The following is a 16,525-nucleotide window of genomic DNA, read 5'->3' on the forward strand; positions in this document are numbered from 1 at the left end:
GATGAAAAAAATCTTTTTTACTACCGCGGCTACGTTGCTGTTGTTGGCTGGATGTGAACAGGAAAGGATGCCCGAACCAAATGCGGCGACGTGTGCCCCCGATGCGTTCCAGGCAGCACTGAATGAAATGCGCAGCGAAGCGAACCGAGAGGCCTTTACCGAGGAATGCAGAGCATTCCAGAAGGCCAAGCAGATGCGTCAGTGGGAGTTCAAGCCCAGCCCTAAAGATGATTATTGAGGTGGTCGCCATGAGAAAGAAAATTGCTCTAGGTGGCTTGATGATGGTCGCCACAATGGTGCTGGCTGAACCTGCAATGGCGCAGGAGCTAAGTAGCAGCGGTGTTATGAATGATGTGCTCAAGCGTTTTCATGATGCTGCCGCAACATGGGGGCCAGCTATTGAGTCCGCTGCATCGCGTTTGTTCTGGACGCTGGTTGTGATTTCGATGGTCTGGACATTCGGCATGATGGCTTTGCGCAAGGCCGACATTGGCGAGTTCTTCGCGGAGTTCGTTCGCTTCACGATCTTCACCGGCTTTTTCTGGTGGTTGCTGACGAATGCGAACCAGGGCATGAATATCGCCGGTACGATTGTTCAGTCATTGCAAACTCTGGGCGCGCAGGCGGGGGGACTTTCCAATAGCAATCTTGGGCCCTCCAGCATCCTTGATCTTGGTTTCGAGTTATACAACCGCACAGTACAGGCCACCTCGGAGCTGGGATGGCGGCAGATGGCAACTGCTCTGGTCATGGAGCTAATGGCCCTGGCTGTTTTGTTTGTCCTGGCGTTGATTGCGGTCAACCTGTTGCTGTTGCTCGCATCAGCCTGGATTCTGTTGTATGCCGGTGTGTTCTTCCTTGGCTTTGGTGGAAGTCGTTGGACTTCCGACATGGCGATCAATTACTACAAGACCGTGCTGGGCCTGGCCGCACAGCTTATGGCAATGGTGCTTCTGGTTGCGATTGGCAAAGAGTTCATCAATCACTACTACACGCAAATCAGCGAGAACATGGCATCCCAGGAACTGGCCGTGATGTTGGTTATATCGGTCATCTTGCTTTTCTTGGTCAACAAAGTTCCGCCGATGATTTCTGGTCTTGTGTCTGGTGGTGGTATTGGCGCAGCCGGTGGAATTGGAAACTTCGGTGCGGGTGCGGCAGTTGGGGCGGCGGTGACGGCGGCCAGTATGGCAACTGGCGGCGCTGCCCTGGCAGGTAAAGCGGTTATGGGTGCCGCAGCCGGTGCAGCCGGAGGTGCAAGTGCACTCCAAGCGGCTTTTCAGAAAGCATCAGCGAGTATGGAAACCGGCGGTGACATGTCCAGCATGGGGTCAGTTGTCAGCAGTGGCGGAAACGGTGGTGGTGAAGCGGGTACTGCTGGCAGTAGCCCATTCGCCCAAGCGGCTGGCTTTGGTGACAGCGGCAGTAGCTCAAGCAGTGGCGGCTTTGCCAAGGCCGCGAAGCTGGCCACAGGCACGGCCTCCGAGTTAGCCAAGGGTGTCGGCTCTCAAGTGAAGCAGGGATTCCAGGAGCGAGTGAGCGAAACCACAGGCGGAAAACTGGCTGCTTCGATACGCGAAAGCATGGAGCCGAAAGAAGCAAGCCAATCTGGCCAGTTCGAGGGCAATAGCTTGGGCGCCGATTCTGGCCCAGATAGTAACGAAGTCAGGAGTTAGCACGATGACGACATCAACATACATGGCCGCATTGGCGGCCCTGGATGAAGCGCCAAGGGAAGAAGTCAGCCAGGTATTTATTTCGCCGCTGGGTGATCAATCGACCGAGGTCGATGCAGAGACAGAAACAGCCGCTTTTGTATCACGGCCAGACCCTATGAGAGAGAGCGAAACTAAGCCGATAAGTATTGAGGTTAATGGCGGCAGGAATGAGCGGTCAGCATTCGCGGAGGCGGCGGGGCTGTACCTGTAGGCGCACCGGGCTGGCCACAACCAGCCCGGCACTTTCAATCAACACCTACTGGAGAGGTGAATTATGACAACACAACATATTATCGAACCAGGGCAAGCAGTGCATCAAGCAGCGGCTATTCTTTCTTCTTTGGAGTACATCAACCAAGCGGAAGCGCGGAGCCTTGGGCCATTGGCCGAAGCCGTCGCTAATGCTTTTATGGTGGTGTACTACCAAGCTGAAACGGGCCGGGCGACACAGGCTGATTTTCAAGAAGCAATGAACGCCTTGCGCCAAGCGTGCAGCTAATGACGAAAGGGCGGCCACTCGAACTGGCCGCCTTTTTCAATCTTCACTGTTTGGCCATTCCCGACCCACAGACGGCGCATCCATCCATTCGCGTTCCTCCGGCGGCAGCGGGTAAGCCCCGGATGCTTCCGCGTCGGCCAGTAGTTCGGCCAGTGTGTAGCGCACCCGACCAGTGGAAACGGCGCGGGCCGGGTCGGCCTTCTCATGCAGCCTGTTCTCTAGGTTCTTTGGGTCTGTCATCGGGCGACCTCAGCAAGCATGGATACTAGGTGTTCCAGGTCAGTGATCGAATGCGCCAGGAAGCGGCCGGCGCGGCAATCTGCAATCATTTCCTCAGTTTTTTCCTACTCATGTTCAACCTCGTTCGTACCAGCTCTTCGAGCGATTCACCACGCGCACGACCAGCAGCATCACCGGCACTTCGACCAGGACGCCGACCACGGTTGCCAATGCAGCGCCGGAGTGCAGACCGAACAAGCTGATGGCGGCCGCCACGGCCAGCTCGAAGAAGTTGCTGGCACCGATCAGGGCCGAAGGACAGGCGACAGAGTGCTTTTCCCCCGCCCGCTTGTTCAGCCAGTAGGCTAACCCGGAATTGAAGAACACTTGAATCAAGATCGGCACGGCTAGCATGGCGATCACTAACGGCTGCCGGATGATGGCCTCGCCCTGGAAGGCGAACAGTAGAACCAACGTCAGCAGCAGCGCGGCCATCGACCACGGCCCGATCTTCTGCATGGCCCGTTCAAAGGCGGCCTGTCCTTGCTTGAGCAGATGCCGCCGCAAGAGCTGCGCCAGGATCACCGGCACGATGATGTAGAGCACGACCGAAATCAGCAGCGTGTCCCAAGGCACCGAGATCGAGGACATGCCCAGCAGCAGGCCGACGATGGGCGCGAAGGCCACGATCATGATGGCGTCGTTCAGAGCCACTTGCGAGAGCGTGAAAAGCGGGTCGCCGTTGGTAAGGCGGCTCCACACGAACACCATTGCCGTGCAGGGCGCGGCGGCCAGCAAGATCAAGCCCGCGATGTAGCTGTCCAGTTGATCGGCCGGCAGGAACGGAGCGAACACTTGTCGGATGAACAGCCACCCCAGCAGGGCCATCGAGAATGGCTTGACGGCCCAATTCACGAACAGCGTGACGCCGATGCCGCGCCAATGCTCTTTGACCTGGTGCAGCGCCCCGAAGTCGATCTTGACCAGCATCGGGACGATCATTACCCAAATCAGCAGGCCCACCGGCAAATTGACCTGGGCCACTTCCATGCGGCCTATGGCCTGGAACACGTCAGGAAGGCCCTGGCCGAGCGCAACACCGGCGACGATGCACAGGGCCACCCACAGCGTCAGGTAACGCTCGAAGCCGCTCATCGGGGCCTGGCGCGGCTTCGCGGCGATGGCCTGTGCGCCGGCGCTCATGCTTCCTGCTCGGTCTTGCCGATGTTCGCCAGCTCGCGCTTGATGGCCGTCTGGTCAAGCATTTTGAGAGGCAGATTCACGAACAGGCGGACGCGGTTCATCATGTGCCGGAAGGTTTGTTCGAAGGCCCGGCGCTTCTCGGCGTCAGTGCCTTCGACGGCGGCCGGGTCTTCAAATCCCCAATGCGCCGAGATCGGCTGACCAGGCCACACCGGACACATTTCGCCGGCGGCGTTGTCGCAGACGGTGATGATGAAGTCCATCTTCGGTGCGTCGGGCGTGGCGTACTCGTCCCAGCTCTTGCTGCGCAGATTCTCGGTCGGGTAATTCACCGACTCCACCTTTTCGACGGCGAAGGGATTGACCTTGCCGGTTGGGTGACTGCCGGCGCTGTAGGCGCGGAAGCGCCCTTGCCCCATCGTGTTGATGAGAGCTTCGGCCATGATGCTGCGCGCCGAATTGCCGGTGCAGAGGATGAGGACGTTATAGATTCTTTCGGTCATGATGTTTCGCTTTCTGGTAGTGGCTGGGGAGCAATGGCGATGGATGAAAGATCGGTGGCCTCGTCGATGACGTGGCCGGCCGCTTTCCGTTCGGAATAGCGGTCTGTCAGTGCTTCACGGTGCGGCCGTACCAGCGCCGTGAAGCGCACCAGTTCTTCCATCACATCGGCTATTCGGTCGTAGTACGGCGAGGGCTTCATGCGGCCCGCCGCGTCGAACTCTTGGAACGCTTTGGCGATACTCGACTGGTTCGGAATGGTGAACATTCGCATCCAGCGGCCGAGCAGACGCAAGGTGTTCACGGCGTTGAAGCTCTGCGAGCCGCCGGATACCTGCATCACGGCCAGGGTGCGGCCTTGGGTCGGCCGGATGCCGGCCATTTCAAGCGGCAGATGGTCAATCTGCGCCTTCATGACACTGGTAATCTGACCGTGGCGTTCCGGGCTGCACCAGACTTGTCCCTCTGACCACTCGGACAGGGCGCGCAGCTCCTTGACGGCCGGGTGATCGTCGCTTTGCACTTGATCGGGCAACGGCAAATCGGACGGGTCGAAGATGCGTGTTTCTGCGCCAAAGAATTGCAGCAGCCGGGCCGCTTCCTCGACGGCCAGCCGTGAGAACGAGCGGGCGCGCAGCGAGCCATACAGCAGCAGGATACGCACCGGCGGGGCGTCGGGTGCCAGCCCGAGCGCCGGGCGCTCGATGGCAAAGGATTTGTCCAAAGCGGGCAAAGAATCGGGGTCGGAAAGATGGCGAAGTCTCATGCCAACACCTTCCCGGCTTCCGTGGTGCAAGACAGGTTGCACACCTGGCCGCCGCAGCAGTTTTCCGTGAGAAAGGCCACCAGGTTAGTGGCCGTCGAAAAGTTCGCCTCGTAGATCACAAATCGGCCTTCTTGCCGCGACGTGACCATGCCGGCGTGTGCCAGCTCTTTCAGGTGGAAGGATAGCGAAGACGGCGGGATGCCGGCCGCTTCGCTGATTTTTCCGGCGGCCATGCCGGCGGGGCCGGCCTGGACGAGAAGCCGGAACACCGCGAGGCGCGATTCTTGAGCGATGGCCGCCAGGGCGGCTACAGCATTTATCGTTTCCATGTTTCAATAATAGTCGAAATATGGAGTGTGCTCAATAGCTCATTTAAGCTGTAAAAATGAGCTAGGCGCATTTAGATCGATATGTGATAAATTGGCCTGCCAGTTTAAGATGGGTGCATTTGAGTATGCCCAAAGGAGCCCGCAAGTATGCGCAGGACGAAGCCAGTAGCCGCGCCGATGGTGGCGCGGGTCTATCTGCGCGTCAGCACCGACGCGCAGGACTTGGAACGCCAAGAGGCGATCACTACGGCCGCGAAGGCCGCCGGCTACTACGTCGCCGGCATCTACCGTGAGAAGGCATCCGGCGCACGCGCCGACCGGCCTGAGCTGCTGCGCATGATCGGCGACCTACAGCCCGGCGAGGTGGTCATTGCCGAGAAGATCGACCGCATCAGCCGCCTACCTTTGCCCGAGGCCGAGCGCCTGGTGGCCTCGATACAGGCCAAAGGCGCACGCCTGGCCGTCCCTGGCGTGGTCGATCTATCCGACCTGGCGGCCGAGGCCCAGGGCGTCGCCAAGATCGTGCTGGAAGCCGTGCAGATCATGCTTTTTCGCCTGGCCTTGCAGATGGCCCGCGACGACTACGAGGACAGGCGCGAACGCCAGCGCCAAGGCATTGAGTTGGCCCGCCAGGCCGGGCGGTACAAGGGCCGCCGTGCTGATCCGAAGCGCCGCGCCCAAGTTGTCGCGCTGCGCAAGTCCGGCTACAGCATCAACAAGACCGCCGAGCTGGCCGGGTACAGTGCGGCCCAGGTGAAACGGATATGGGCCGAGGTCAGCCAGGCCGAAGCGAAGCAGCACGGCGCGTTCGTGGAGGACGCATTGACGGAAGCCGATGCCCTGGCCGCTGTCGGCCAGGATGAGCGCCAGGAGGAAAGGGCATGAAGAAGCCGAACCAAGACGACGAGCCGTTTTTCATCACCGAGGAGATTGCGGCCGAAATGATCGCCGGCGGCTATGAGTTCGAGCTGCCGCCCATTCCTTGCACCATCCGCCTACGCGACGTGCTGGAGCGCATGACCGATGCTGAGCTAGCATTGCAGCCGGGCGAGATCGCCGACCAGGAGCGTGAACGCTGCCGGCGCAAGCCGTGTTCAACCTCATGATCTGGTCATGGTATTTTTCATGGCACTGAGCCTGATAGTTCTTGCAAATTGTTGTCACTAAAGGGTTTTGTGTGCTTGTTTACAATCGAGTGGGAGTGACGGGCACTGGCTGGCAATGTCTAGCAACGGCAGGCATTTCGGCTGAGGGTAAAAGAACTTTCCGCTAAGCGATAGACTGTATGTAAACACAGTATTGCAAGGACGCGGAACATGCCTCATGTGGCGGCCAGGACGGCCAGCCGGGATCGGGATACTGGTCGTTACCAGAGCCACCGACCCGAGCAAACCCTTCTCTATCAGATCGTTGACGAGTATTACCCGGCATTCGCTGCGCTTATGGCAGAGCAGGGAAAGGAATTGCCGGGCTATGTGCAACGGGAATTTGAAGAATTTCTCCAATGCGGGCGGCTGGAGCATGGCTTTCTACGGGTTCGCTGCGAGTCTTGCCACGCCGAGCACCTGGTCGCTTTCAGCTGTAAGCGTCGCGGTTTCTGCCCGAGCTGTGGGGCGCGGCGGATGGCCGAAAGTGCCGCCTTGCTGGTTGATGAAGTACTGCCTGAACAACCCATGCGTCAGTGGGTGTTGAGCTTCCCGTTTCAGCTGCGTTTCCTGTTTGCCAGCCGGCCCGAGATCATGGGGTGGGTGCTGGGCATCGTTTACCGCGTCATTGCCACGCACCTGGTCAAGAAAGCGGGCCATACCCACCAAGTGGCCAAGACGGGCGCGGTCACCCTGATCCAGCGTTTTGGATCGGCGCTCAATCTGAATGTTCACTTCCACATGCTGTTTCTCGACGGTGTGTATGTCGAGCAATCCCACGGCTCAGCGCGTTTCCGCTGGGTCAAGGCGCCGACCAGCCCAGAGCTCACCCAGCTGACGCACACCATCGCCCACCGGGTGGGTCGCTATCTGGAACGGCAAGGCCTGCTGGAACGGGATGTCGAAAACAGCTATCTGGCCTCGGATGCGGTGGATGACGACCCGATGACACCCCTGCTGGGGCACTCGATCACTTACCGTATCGCTGTCGGTTCACAGGCGGGGCGAAAGGTGTTCACTTTGCAAACTCTGCCGACCAGTGGTGATCCGTTCGGTGACGGGATTGGCAAGGTAGCCGGGTCCAGCCTGCACGCCGGCGTGGCGGCCAGGGCCGATGAACGCAAGAAGCTCGAACGGCTGTGCCGGTACATCAGCCGCCCGGCGGTATCCGAGAAGCGGCTGTCGTTAACACGAGGCGGCAACGTGCGCTACCAGCTCAAGACGCCGTACCGGGACGGCACCACGCACGTCATTTTCGAACCATTGGATTTCATTGCAAGGCTGGCCGCCCTGGTACCGAAGCCCAGAGTCAACCTAACCCGCTTCCACGGGGTGTTCGCACCCAACAGTCGGCACCGGGCGTTGGTCACGCCGGCAAAACGGGGCAGGGGCAACAAGGTCAGGGTGGCTGATGAACCGGCAACACCAGCACAACGGCGAGCGTCGATGACATGGGCGCAACGGCTCAAGCGTGTTTTCAATATCGACATCGAGACCTGCAGCGGCTGCGGCGGCGCCATGAAAGTCATCGCCTGCATTGAAGACCCTATAGTGATCAAGCAGATCCTTGATCACCTGAAGCACAAAGCCGAAACCAGCGGGACCAGGGCGTTACCCGAAAGCCGGGCGCCACCGGCTGAGCTGCTCCTGGGTCTGTTTGACTGACGAGCCTGAAGGCCAACGATACCAATCAAAATGCTGCGTTCACAGCGCCGCGGCAGGGATCCGCCGTGCTGGTTGTCGGAAAAGGAGCCGCTAGTGGGAAAGAGGAGGGTAAATTTTCAGCGTTGCTGGCTCCCCGTCAGCCGGATTGGGTTGCATCGCAGGGGTGTCGAAAGAGTCAACTGCGGTCCAAAGCTGTTGGACTTGGGTGAAAAGGGCGTTTATTCTTCCTATACGTTGTCGGCAGCGGGCCAAAAAGGAATACGTCCATGCCCATCGAGGTGAAACCGGCTGTGAGCGCGGGTTCAAGCATATAGCCCGACAGGCGCGTATCCTTGCCGATCACGACACGATGGCGGTGGTCACCGCGACGAAAGACACGGCCAGCCGCCATGCCGACGCGCAAGGCGGTTTCCGCCGTCATCGCGCCTTCGTTGGCTTTGCCACGAATACCGTCTGTGCCGAAATATTTGCGCACCATAAGGTCGATTATCCTGTCGTCGGGTCGCCCTCAAAGGGGACATGCCTGCTGAACCGCGAATATAGAGAAATATCCCGAATGTGCAGTTAACGAATTCTTGCGGTTTCTTTCAGCGCCGCCAATACCGCCAGCCCGTCGCGCAAGGGGCGCGGCTCGTGTGTGCGGATGAAGTCAGCTCCACCTGCGGCGGCGGCAAGCTCTGCAGCGAGTGTCGCGGCCCCGACATCCCCCGGACCACGGCCTGTGAGCGCGCGCAGAAAGGATTTGCGCGAAACAGACAGAAGCACCGGCAAATCGAAGCGCAGCCGCAATTCATCGAACCGCGCCAGCACCGAGAGCGAGGTTTCGGGAGCAGCCCCCAGAAAAAACCCCATGCCGGGATCAAGGACAAGGCGGTTGCGTTTGATACCGGCACCCGTCAGCGCCGCGATGCGCGCGTCAAAGAACGCCGCAATGTGATCCATGATGTCGCCAGCGGGTGCCTCGCGCCGATCTGCCTGCCCGTCTTGCACCGAATGCATAACGACGAGTTTGGCAGATGATTTCGCCAATTGCGGATAGAACGCAGCGTCTGGAAAACCGCGAATATCATTGAGATAGGCCACACCACGCGACAAGGCATAGGCTTGCGTCGCGGGTTGATAACTGTCGAGCGAGACGGGAATGCCATCTGCCTTGAGCGCGTCCAGCACCGGCGCGATACGCGCGATTTCTGTGTCGGACGAAACAGGCGCGGCGTCGGGATTGCTGGATGCCGGACCGAGGTCGATCACATCTGCCCCCTCGGCCATCAGCTTACGCGCCTGCGCAATGGCTGCGTCTGGCGCCAGATACCGGCCTCCATCGGAGAAACTGTCCGAGGTTATGTTGACGATGCCGAAAATGATGAGCGATTTATTCATGGGGGCTTCTATAATAATAATAATCGAGCATGAGTCTCATACGGATGCTCGGGTCGAAAGGGAATCCCCAGGCGAGTAACCTGTTTGCGGTGATCCATTAGCTGCAGGAGCAGAAGAGCATACATCTGGAAGCAAAGCCAGGAAAGCGGCCTATGGAGCTGTGCGGCAGCGCTCAGTAGGCAATTTTTCAAAATATTGTTAAGCCTTTTCTGAGCATGGTATTTTTCATGGTATTACCAATTAGCAGGAAAATAAGCCATTGAATATAAAAGATAAAAATGTCTTGTTTACAATAGAGTGGGAGTGATCGGGCGCCTGGCACCGGTGGCTTGCCCCGCCGCCTCCGGCAGCTTGTTTAACCCAACAGGCCGCCGCCTCGCACGGCTTCCGCACCCGTCGTCAGATCGAGCAATTCCGACGTGATCTCCGTCTGCCGCGCATGCCGCGCGCGCTCTTGCAATCCCGCAAGCTTCTTGCCGACATTCTCGTGTGCGGATTCCATGGCGGCAAAGCGGGCCGCGTTTTCGCTCGCGATCGATTCCACGGCAGCCTCGGTCAGTCGCGCGAAGACATACTCTGCCATCAATTGTTCCAGCAGAGGATGTGGCGGCAGGTTGTGGAGCGGAGCCCGACGGGCCTTTGGGGGGGCCAAAGGCGTCTCGTCGAGCGGCAGGAGCAAGCGGCGTTCGATGGTCGATAAGGCGCCCTGATGGTAGCGCCAGAACATGACTTCGACCCGCGCGACGTCGCCGCGCGCTATGTGAGCATAGAGTTCGCCAGTCAATCGATTGACGGCATCGGGCGCGCCGGCCAGCCGGGTTGCCATGGGACTCGTCCAGGTGATCTTGGGACCGCGCTCGAGTGCAATCGCGGCACCGCGGCTGCCCAGCACGAACAGCAGATCGGAGGGTGTGAGCGTTGCCTTGGCCGCATCGAGCAAGCGTTCATTGAAGCCACCGACAAAGCCATGCTCGGCAGTGCACAGCACGAGGGCGCGACGACCGGGCGCTTGATGGGGTTCTGTCACGGGTTGCGGCATGAGCAGAAGCGCACTGCCAACGGCAGCGGCCATAGACTGGGCGTAACTGCGTATGCTCGGCAGCGCGTGCTGGGATTCCTGTACCCGCATGCCGGCGAGCGAGCGCATCGCCCCGACGATGTCCTGCAATTCGTTCATGCTGGCGATATGGCTCTGTAGTTCAGAAAGGCGGGTCATGGGCGTGCCTCCCGCGCAATCTGTGCGGTCACGGATTGCGCAAGCTCCGTGAGGCTCGTCTTGAGCTGTGCGCGGACCACGTCCGGCAAAGGTTTGGCCTTATCGTCAAGAGCAAGGATCCCGGGGCAATGTTCGGCAAGCCACGGAGCAAGCTCTGAGCGAAAGCGATTGATGCGATTCAAAGGCACCGGGTCGAGCACGCCATCGGCCAGTGCGCATAACAAGGCGACTTCCTCGCCGAGCGAGAGCGGCGCGAATTGTCGCTGGCCGAGAATGGCGCGAATGCGCCATCCATGCTCGATGACCTTGCGGGTTCGCTCGTCCACCATGGTTCCGAAGCGGGTGAACACTTCTAGTTCCAGGAATTGCGCATAGTCGAGGCGCAGGCTCTCCGAGACCGCTTTGAGCACTGGCGCTTGCGTCTTGCCACCGACGCGTGACACGCTTTTGCCGACATCGACGGCCGGCTTCTGATCTTCGTAAAAAAGCCGGGGGTCGAGATAAATTTGCCCGTCCGTGATGGAAATCAGGTTTGTCGGGATATAGGCGTTGATATTTCCGGCTTGAGTTTCGGCAATCGGCAGCGCCGTGAGTGAGCCGCCGCCGCGCTCGGGGGCGAGCTTCGCCGCCCGTTCGAGCAGCCTGGAGTGAATGTAGAAGATATCGCCCGGATAGGCCTCTCGGCCCGGCGGGCGGCGCAGCAGCAATGAAACCTGCCGATAGCTGGCGGCGTGTTTGGTCAGGTCGTCGAGGATGAGCAGCACGTCACGGCCCAGCCTCATGAAATACTCGGCGATGGCGCAGGCGGAATATGGCGTAAGCCATTGCAGGCCCGGTGCCGCATTGGCTTCGCCGACCACAAAGATGCAACGCTCCGGCGCTCCGTATCGATGAACTGCGCTGGTCACCCTCGCGACGCTGGAGGCCTTCTGGCCGATCGCGGCATAGACGCAAATGACATCGCTGAATTTCTGGTTGATGATCGTATCGACTGCGATAGCGGTTTTGCCGCTCTGCCGGTCGCCGATGATGAGTTCACGCTGTCCCCGGCCGAGCGGGATCATCGCATCGACAACCAGAAGGCCGGTGGCCAGCGGCCTGGTCACCAATCCGCGATCGACGATGGCCGGTGCCGCCTGCTCCACGGGCGCGAACTGTCCACCCTCGATCGCTCCCTTGCCGTCGAGCGGCTCCCCAAGCGCATCGACGACGCGGCCAAGCAGGCCGTCTCCGACAGGCACGCGAGCCACCTCACCCGTGCCGCGGACGATGCTGCCGGCGGGAATGCCGGCGGTATCACCCAGGAGGATGCAGCCAATGGCGTCGGCGCCGAGATCGACGGCGAGGCCGCGCACGCCCCCTTCAAAGACGAGTAATTCATCGAGTCGCGCCTGCGGCAGACCCGAGACCATCGCAATACCGTCGCCCACCTGCAGGACACGGCCGATATGTTCGAGATGGGGCACCAGCGGGAGCGCCGACAGCTTCCGGCGGCTCTCCTGTGTCCAGCCTTTCAGTTCTTCAACGAGGCCGGGCATCGGCGCCTACCTCGGACCGCGCATCCGCCAGCGCGCTCCGCCACGAAAAATATAAGATCGCTGCCGGCAAATGTAATTCCACTCCGGCGATCAGGTCCGGGTTGACTTCGAACATCATGCTGGCAGACACACCGAGTGCCTGATGCAGCCGATCCTTCCACTGGTCTCTGGTCGCCGGTGGCAACGCGCATGCGGTCACAACTCTCAGCGACTGGCCGTCGGTGTCGGCAAGCTGGTGCGTCAGGGATTCACGCTCAGCTGCGGGAAGCGTGTTCAAATGGTGTTCGATGCGATCGAGCCAGGCTTCCGCTCTGTACTGCATCGGCACCTCCGCCAGCAGCCGCTGCGCGAAGTCGGCACCGAGGTCGAGAGCCAGGCGCCGGGCTTCATCCAGCGCCTGCTCGCGTTCCTTTTCGAGCGTCTTGCGCGCCGCATTGACCAGCGCCTGCGCATCGCGCTCGGCTTGTGCGCGCCGCGCCTCTGCCATCTCCTGCGCCTGCGAGGCGGTGGCCTTTAGCGCGGCCTCGTGCTCGGCGGCGATGCCCGCGCGCTCGGCCTCGACGGCGACAAGTTGAGCCTTCGCCCTATCCTCCCTCTCCTTCGCCGCGTCTAGCTGCCGGCGGACCTCCGCCTTTCGCGCGTCGATCATGGCCAGCACCGGCTTGTAGAGAAACCGATGCAGCAGCCAGACCAGGATGGCGAAGTTGATGGTCTGGAGGCCTATGGTCCACCAGTCGAGATGCATCACTCACCCAGCGTACGGGTTGGCGAACAACAGCAACAGCGCCACGACGAGACAATAGATCGCCATGGTCTCGATCATGGCGAGGCCCACAAAGAGTGTGCGCGAAATCGTTCCGGCCGCTTCGGGCTGGCGCGCAATCGCGTCCATGGCGGCTGCGACCGAACGGCCTTCTGCCAGCGCCGGACCGATCGATCCGATCGAGACGGCGATGACGGCGCCAATGATCGAAATAAGCTTGGGATCCATTGAACTTCCTTAGTCCTTCTCGGCGCTGCCGACAGCAGCACCGATGAAAACGGTTGCGAGTACGGTGAAAATGTAGGCCTGTACGAGGCCAACCAGGATTTCGAGCACCATGAGCGGGATCGGAACGAACAGGCCCGCCAGCGCCACGACGAGACCGATGACGAATTCGCCACTCATGACGTTGCCGAACAGGCGCACCATCAGTGAAAAGGTGCGCGTGATTTCCGAGAGGATGTTGAGCGGCAGCATGATCAGCTTGGGCTCGGCGAAGCTGACGAGATAGCTGCGCAAACCACGCGATCGAATCCCGAAATAGTGCACCGAGAAAAACACGATGAGCGCCAGCGCGGCCGGCGTCTCGATCTTGCTGGTCGGCGCCTCTACCCCAGGAAGCACGCCCGAAAGATTCGCCACCGTCAGAAAGATGAACAGCGTGCCCACCAGGGGCAGGAACGGCCGTGCGTCCTTTCGAATGACACTCTCGATCTGATCGGTCATGCCGACAACGATCCCCTCGAGCACTGCCTGTCGCCCGTCGGGCAGGATTGCCATACTGCGCGTGACGAACCGGCAGAAGAAAACCAGCACGGCGATGATGATCCACGTTGTCAGCACCGGTCGTGTGATCGCCACGGGGCCTATATGAAAAAGCAGCGTGCTCGTGAGAGGCGAGGATTGCATCAGCCGCGCCTCCTTTGCGCACGCAGCACCAGAGCGCGCGCCATCAGGAACCCGGCGAATCCGCCAAGCAACGGTACTGCGCCGAGTTTTGCCGCGATCAGTAAGAAGACGACTGCGGCGCCGAGACGTCCCAAGGTCAGGGCCAGCGGAACAAACCAGCCTTTACCGTCGACAAGCAGCGCCACGCTGCGCTTGAGGGCGGCAAAATACAGCAGGCCAAACAACAGGCCCGCCAAAGCCATCAGGGCCGTGGATTCGAGATGGGCGCTGAGCATGTGATGGGTCATTCGCTGTGCATCCTCCTCCAGGCAACGATGCAACCAATCGCCAGACCCGCAATCAGCAGGCCCAGCGTCCAGAAGATCCCGCTATCGAAGGCCCGATCGAGCCAGCGACCGGCAAATATTCCTAGCAAGGTCGGGACCACGATGGTCCAGCCCAGCGCGCCAATCATGGCAAGGTTCTGGCCCAGCGAGCGTTCGCCCTCACGCTGCCAGCGCTCGCGACGTTCTTGACGTCTTTTGACCGCTTGCCCCAGCCGCTCGTGATTTTCTGGCTCGGGCGTCATGATGTGGGCTCGTCTTGCGACATTGGGCGCTCGAGACGAGGAACGGATCCGGGGCGGTCGGGCCTCAGGAAGTGGTAAATCTGCTGAATGGCCGCGAGGTACAGGCGCTGTGCATCGGTGCGTGCCGTGAGTTCCTCCTCGTTGCGGCGCTGGAAGCTCGCAAGCACTTCGGCCTCAAGCCGGTGTAGATTATCGTCGGCGACGGCTTCGCGCGTCGCAATGCTGATCATGTTTCCGTCGCTCACGGCAAGCATGCCGCCGCGGACAGCGACGTGATGCTCTCCGCCGCTCTCGTCGCGCCAGCTGACCACCGAGATGGCTAATGCGGTCAAGAAATCCGCATGTCCGCGCAGAATGCCGAATGCACCGGTCTCATCCTCCGCGCGCACATGCGCGACGTTGTCGGCTTTGGCAACAATCATCAACGGCGTGGTCACTGTGAGTTTCATGAGGCCGCCTTGGCGTTGGCGCGTTCGCGCTCTCGTGCCTCGTCGAGGTCGCCGATCATGTACAGCGAACGCTCCGCCCAGTTATCGGCTTCGCCATCAAGGATGGCGCGGCATCCGGCCAACGCGTCGGCAATCTCGACAGTGCGGCCTTGCTTGCCGGTAAAGGCGACGGTGACCATGAAAGGCTGAGTCAGGAAGCGCATCAGACGCCGTGCGCGCTTGACTGCCTGCCGATCGGCGGCGCTGAGTTCCTCGATCCCAAGGAGCGCAATGATCTCCTGAAGATCGCGATAGTGCGCGATGGTTTTGCGCACGTCCTGTGCGATCCGGTAATGCGCCTCGCCGACAAGCCGGGGATCGAGGAGGGTAGAGGTCGAGGCGAGCGGATCGACGGCGGGATACATCGCCTCGCTGGCCATCTCCCGCGACAGCACGATCGATGAATCGAGATGGCTGAAGATTTCGGCGACGGCTGGGTCGGTAAAATCATCGGCGGGGACATAGACAGCTTGAATCGACGTGATCGCCGCGCCCGCGACCGAGGCGATGCGTTCCTCCAGTTCGGCGATTTCGCTGGCGAGCGTCGGCTGATAGCCGACCCGCGATGGCAGGCGTCCAAGCAGGCCCGAGACTTCGCCACCGGCTTGTACCAGCCGATAGACGTTGTCGATCAGCAGCAGTACGTTCTCGTGTTTTTCGTCGCGAAAGTGCTCGGCGATGGTCAGTGCCGTCAGGCCCGCGCGCCAGCGGGCGCCCGGTGGTTCGTTCATCTGCCCGAACACGAGGGCCGTGCGTGCCAGAACGCCCGACTCTCTAAGTTCGAGGAGGAGTTCATGCCCCTCGCGCGAGCGTTCGCCGATTCCGGCAAAGACGGACGTTCCGGAGTGACGTTCTACGGCAGTGCGGATTAACTCCATAATCAGCACGGTCTTGCCGACCCCGGCGCCGCCGAACATGGCGGCCTTGCCTCCTTTGACGAGCGGTGCGAGAAGGTCGATGACTTTGATGCCAGTATGGAAGATTTCCTGGGTAGAGCCGATCCGGTCCAGCGGCGGCGCCGACGCATGGATGGGCCGATAAGGCGTTTCGGCCGGAAGGGCCGGACCGCGATCGGCAGGTTCGCCGACGGCATTCAACAAACGGCCGAGCACGGCTTCGCCAACCGGTGCACGGATCGGTGCGCCCAACGGGTGCGCGGACGCGCCGCGGCAGAGGCCGGCGCTGTTGTCCAACGCGACTGCGCGAACCGTCATGGCATCGAGATGCAGTTGAACCTCCGCGATTAACGGCGCGCCGTCATCACGCTCGATGGCAATGCCCTCATTGATGGCGGGTAGCGTACCTTCGGAAAACCGGACATCGACGACCGAGCCGTGGACCGCGGTCAGGTGTCCCGGGAGCTGCGTAACGGGCATGGGATCCTTCCTGCATCAGACGACGGCATTTCCAATACGGGTTGCGGGTCGTGTTTCTATGACTCTGCGAGCAATATGCTGGTTCTTTCAAATGAGTATTTTGCATGCTGTGGCACGAGTGCCCTTGACGGAAGTCAAGCCCCATCGCCTCGAACCCGGCAATCATGTATTGACCCAGTAAAAACCTGCTCAGGTGATAATTGAAGAGGAAATCACCATGAGCATAAAGATGGAAGACGAGA

Annotated in this window: 21 protein-coding genes and 1 pseudogene; 7 read left to right on the top strand and 15 right to left on the bottom strand. The window is 60.5% G+C overall.

The window, feature by feature from the left end:
* The first annotated feature begins 1 nt into the window (after position 1).
* From trbK to O4H32_RS14380, 4 genes are all read left to right on the top strand, one after another.
* On the top strand, positions 2 to 238 hold the full coding sequence (gene trbK / locus O4H32_RS14365) for an entry exclusion lipoprotein TrbK (RefSeq protein WP_000718002.1): 237 nt from the start codon (positions 2 to 4) through the stop codon (positions 236 to 238).
* 10 nt (positions 239 to 248) lie between these two features.
* On the top strand, positions 249 to 1,676 hold the full coding sequence (gene trbL, locus O4H32_RS14370; protein ID WP_269360298.1) for a P-type conjugative transfer protein TrbL: 1,428 nt from the start codon (positions 249 to 251) through the stop codon (positions 1,674 to 1,676).
* 4 nt (positions 1,677 to 1,680) lie between these two features.
* A complete protein-coding gene (locus tag O4H32_RS14375; RefSeq protein ID WP_000213809.1) occupies positions 1,681 to 1,929 on the top strand; it encodes a hypothetical protein in 249 nt (82 codons plus the stop codon).
* A 63-nt stretch (positions 1,930 to 1,992) separates the two neighbouring features.
* The gene (locus O4H32_RS14380; protein WP_000211355.1) at positions 1,993 to 2,217 is read left to right on the top strand and encodes a type I toxin-antitoxin system ptaRNA1 family toxin; all 225 of its coding nucleotides are present in this window, start codon (positions 1,993 to 1,995) and stop codon (positions 2,215 to 2,217) included.
* Positions 2,218 to 2,571: 354 nt separating this feature from the next.
* Here O4H32_RS14380 and arsB read toward each other — a convergent pair whose 3' ends face one another.
* From arsB to O4H32_RS14400, 4 genes are read right to left on the bottom strand one after another with little or no spacing between them, the layout of a single operon-like run.
* A complete protein-coding gene (gene arsB / locus O4H32_RS14385) occupies positions 2,572 to 3,639 on the bottom strand; it encodes an ACR3 family arsenite efflux transporter (protein ID WP_001272375.1) in 1,068 nt (355 codons plus the stop codon).
* On the bottom strand, positions 3,636 to 4,142 hold the full coding sequence (locus tag O4H32_RS14390; RefSeq protein WP_000140066.1) for an arsenate reductase ArsC: 507 nt from the start codon (positions 4,140 to 4,142) through the stop codon (positions 3,636 to 3,638). The genes arsB and O4H32_RS14390 overlap by 4 nt, the downstream gene beginning before the upstream one ends.
* Positions 4,139 to 4,906, bottom strand: coding sequence for an arsenical resistance protein ArsH (arsH, locus tag O4H32_RS14395; protein ID WP_001239389.1), 768 nt, complete (start codon positions 4,904 to 4,906; stop codon positions 4,139 to 4,141). The genes O4H32_RS14390 and arsH overlap by 4 nt, the downstream gene beginning before the upstream one ends.
* Positions 4,903 to 5,235, bottom strand: a complete 333-nt coding sequence (locus tag O4H32_RS14400) for an ArsR/SmtB family transcription factor (protein WP_000447876.1) — start codon at positions 5,233 to 5,235, stop codon at positions 4,903 to 4,905. The genes arsH and O4H32_RS14400 overlap by 4 nt, the downstream gene beginning before the upstream one ends.
* 147 nt (positions 5,236 to 5,382) lie before the next feature.
* On the opposite strand from O4H32_RS14400, the gene O4H32_RS14405 reads away from it, so the two are divergent.
* The 3 genes from O4H32_RS14405 to O4H32_RS14415 all read left to right on the top strand — a co-directional run bounded on the left by O4H32_RS14405 (position 5,383) and on the right by O4H32_RS14415 (position 8,045).
* Entirely contained in the window at positions 5,383 to 6,120 is a 738-nt protein-coding gene (locus O4H32_RS14405) for a recombinase family protein (protein ID WP_001366550.1), read from the top strand.
* Entirely contained in the window at positions 6,117 to 6,341 is a 225-nt protein-coding gene (locus O4H32_RS14410) for a hypothetical protein (RefSeq protein ID WP_000743213.1), read from the top strand. The genes O4H32_RS14405 and O4H32_RS14410 overlap by 4 nt, the downstream gene beginning before the upstream one ends.
* Before the next feature lie 210 nt (positions 6,342 to 6,551).
* Positions 6,552 to 8,045, top strand: coding sequence for an IS91-like element ISCR2 family transposase (locus tag O4H32_RS14415; protein ID WP_001120888.1), 1,494 nt, complete (start codon positions 6,552 to 6,554; stop codon positions 8,043 to 8,045).
* Between the two features lie 235 nt (positions 8,046 to 8,280).
* Here the strand turns inward: O4H32_RS14415 and glmM are convergent.
* From glmM to atpD, 11 genes and pseudogenes are all read right to left on the bottom strand, one after another.
* A pseudogene (gene glmM, locus O4H32_RS14420) lies at positions 8,281 to 8,523 on the bottom strand (phosphoglucosamine mutase); the annotation flags it as partial.
* 86 nt (positions 8,524 to 8,609) lie between these two features.
* Positions 8,610 to 9,425 carry a sulfonamide-resistant dihydropteroate synthase Sul2 gene (sul2, locus tag O4H32_RS14425; protein ID WP_001043260.1) on the bottom strand — a complete coding sequence of 272 codons (816 nt, stop codon included), beginning with the start codon at positions 9,423 to 9,425 and terminating at the stop codon, positions 8,610 to 8,612.
* 355 nt (positions 9,426 to 9,780) lie between these two features.
* On the bottom strand, positions 9,781 to 10,641 hold the full coding sequence (locus O4H32_RS14430; RefSeq protein ID WP_269360299.1) for a F0F1 ATP synthase subunit gamma: 861 nt from the start codon (positions 10,639 to 10,641) through the stop codon (positions 9,781 to 9,783).
* Positions 10,638 to 12,179 carry a F0F1 ATP synthase subunit alpha gene (locus O4H32_RS14435; RefSeq protein WP_269360300.1) on the bottom strand — a complete coding sequence of 514 codons (1,542 nt, stop codon included), beginning with the start codon at positions 12,177 to 12,179 and terminating at the stop codon, positions 10,638 to 10,640. The genes O4H32_RS14430 and O4H32_RS14435 overlap by 4 nt, the downstream gene beginning before the upstream one ends.
* Positions 12,163 to 12,924, bottom strand: a complete 762-nt coding sequence (locus tag O4H32_RS14440) for a F0F1 ATP synthase subunit B family protein (RefSeq protein WP_269360301.1) — start codon at positions 12,922 to 12,924, stop codon at positions 12,163 to 12,165. Before O4H32_RS14440 ends, O4H32_RS14435 begins: the two co-directional genes overlap by 17 nt.
* A 3-nt stretch (positions 12,925 to 12,927) precedes the next feature.
* Positions 12,928 to 13,170 (bottom strand): F0F1 ATP synthase subunit C, encoded by a 243-nt coding sequence (locus O4H32_RS14445; RefSeq protein WP_269360302.1) that lies wholly within the window; start codon positions 13,168 to 13,170, stop codon positions 12,928 to 12,930.
* 9 nt (positions 13,171 to 13,179) lie between these two features.
* The gene (locus O4H32_RS14450) at positions 13,180 to 13,851 is read right to left on the bottom strand and encodes a F0F1 ATP synthase subunit A (RefSeq protein ID WP_269360303.1); all 672 of its coding nucleotides are present in this window, start codon (positions 13,849 to 13,851) and stop codon (positions 13,180 to 13,182) included.
* On the bottom strand, positions 13,851 to 14,138 hold the full coding sequence (locus tag O4H32_RS14455; RefSeq protein WP_269360304.1) for an N-ATPase subunit AtpR: 288 nt from the start codon (positions 14,136 to 14,138) through the stop codon (positions 13,851 to 13,853). The genes O4H32_RS14450 and O4H32_RS14455 overlap by 1 nt, the downstream gene beginning before the upstream one ends.
* Entirely contained in the window at positions 14,135 to 14,419 is a 285-nt protein-coding gene (locus O4H32_RS14460) for an AtpZ/AtpI family protein (RefSeq protein WP_269360305.1), read from the bottom strand. The genes O4H32_RS14455 and O4H32_RS14460 overlap by 4 nt, the downstream gene beginning before the upstream one ends.
* On the bottom strand, positions 14,416 to 14,868 hold the full coding sequence (locus O4H32_RS14465) for a F0F1 ATP synthase subunit epsilon (RefSeq protein WP_269360306.1): 453 nt from the start codon (positions 14,866 to 14,868) through the stop codon (positions 14,416 to 14,418). Before O4H32_RS14465 ends, O4H32_RS14460 begins: the two co-directional genes overlap by 4 nt.
* Positions 14,865 to 16,283 carry a F0F1 ATP synthase subunit beta gene (gene atpD, locus O4H32_RS14470; protein ID WP_269360307.1) on the bottom strand — a complete coding sequence of 473 codons (1,419 nt, stop codon included), beginning with the start codon at positions 16,281 to 16,283 and terminating at the stop codon, positions 14,865 to 14,867. The genes O4H32_RS14465 and atpD overlap by 4 nt, the downstream gene beginning before the upstream one ends.
* Between the last annotated feature and the right edge of the window lie 242 nt (positions 16,284 to 16,525).

It is taken from the genome of Castellaniella denitrificans, assembly GCF_027214045.1.
In the GTDB taxonomy this organism is placed as follows: Bacteria; Pseudomonadota; Gammaproteobacteria; order Burkholderiales; family Burkholderiaceae_B; genus Castellaniella; species Castellaniella denitrificans_A.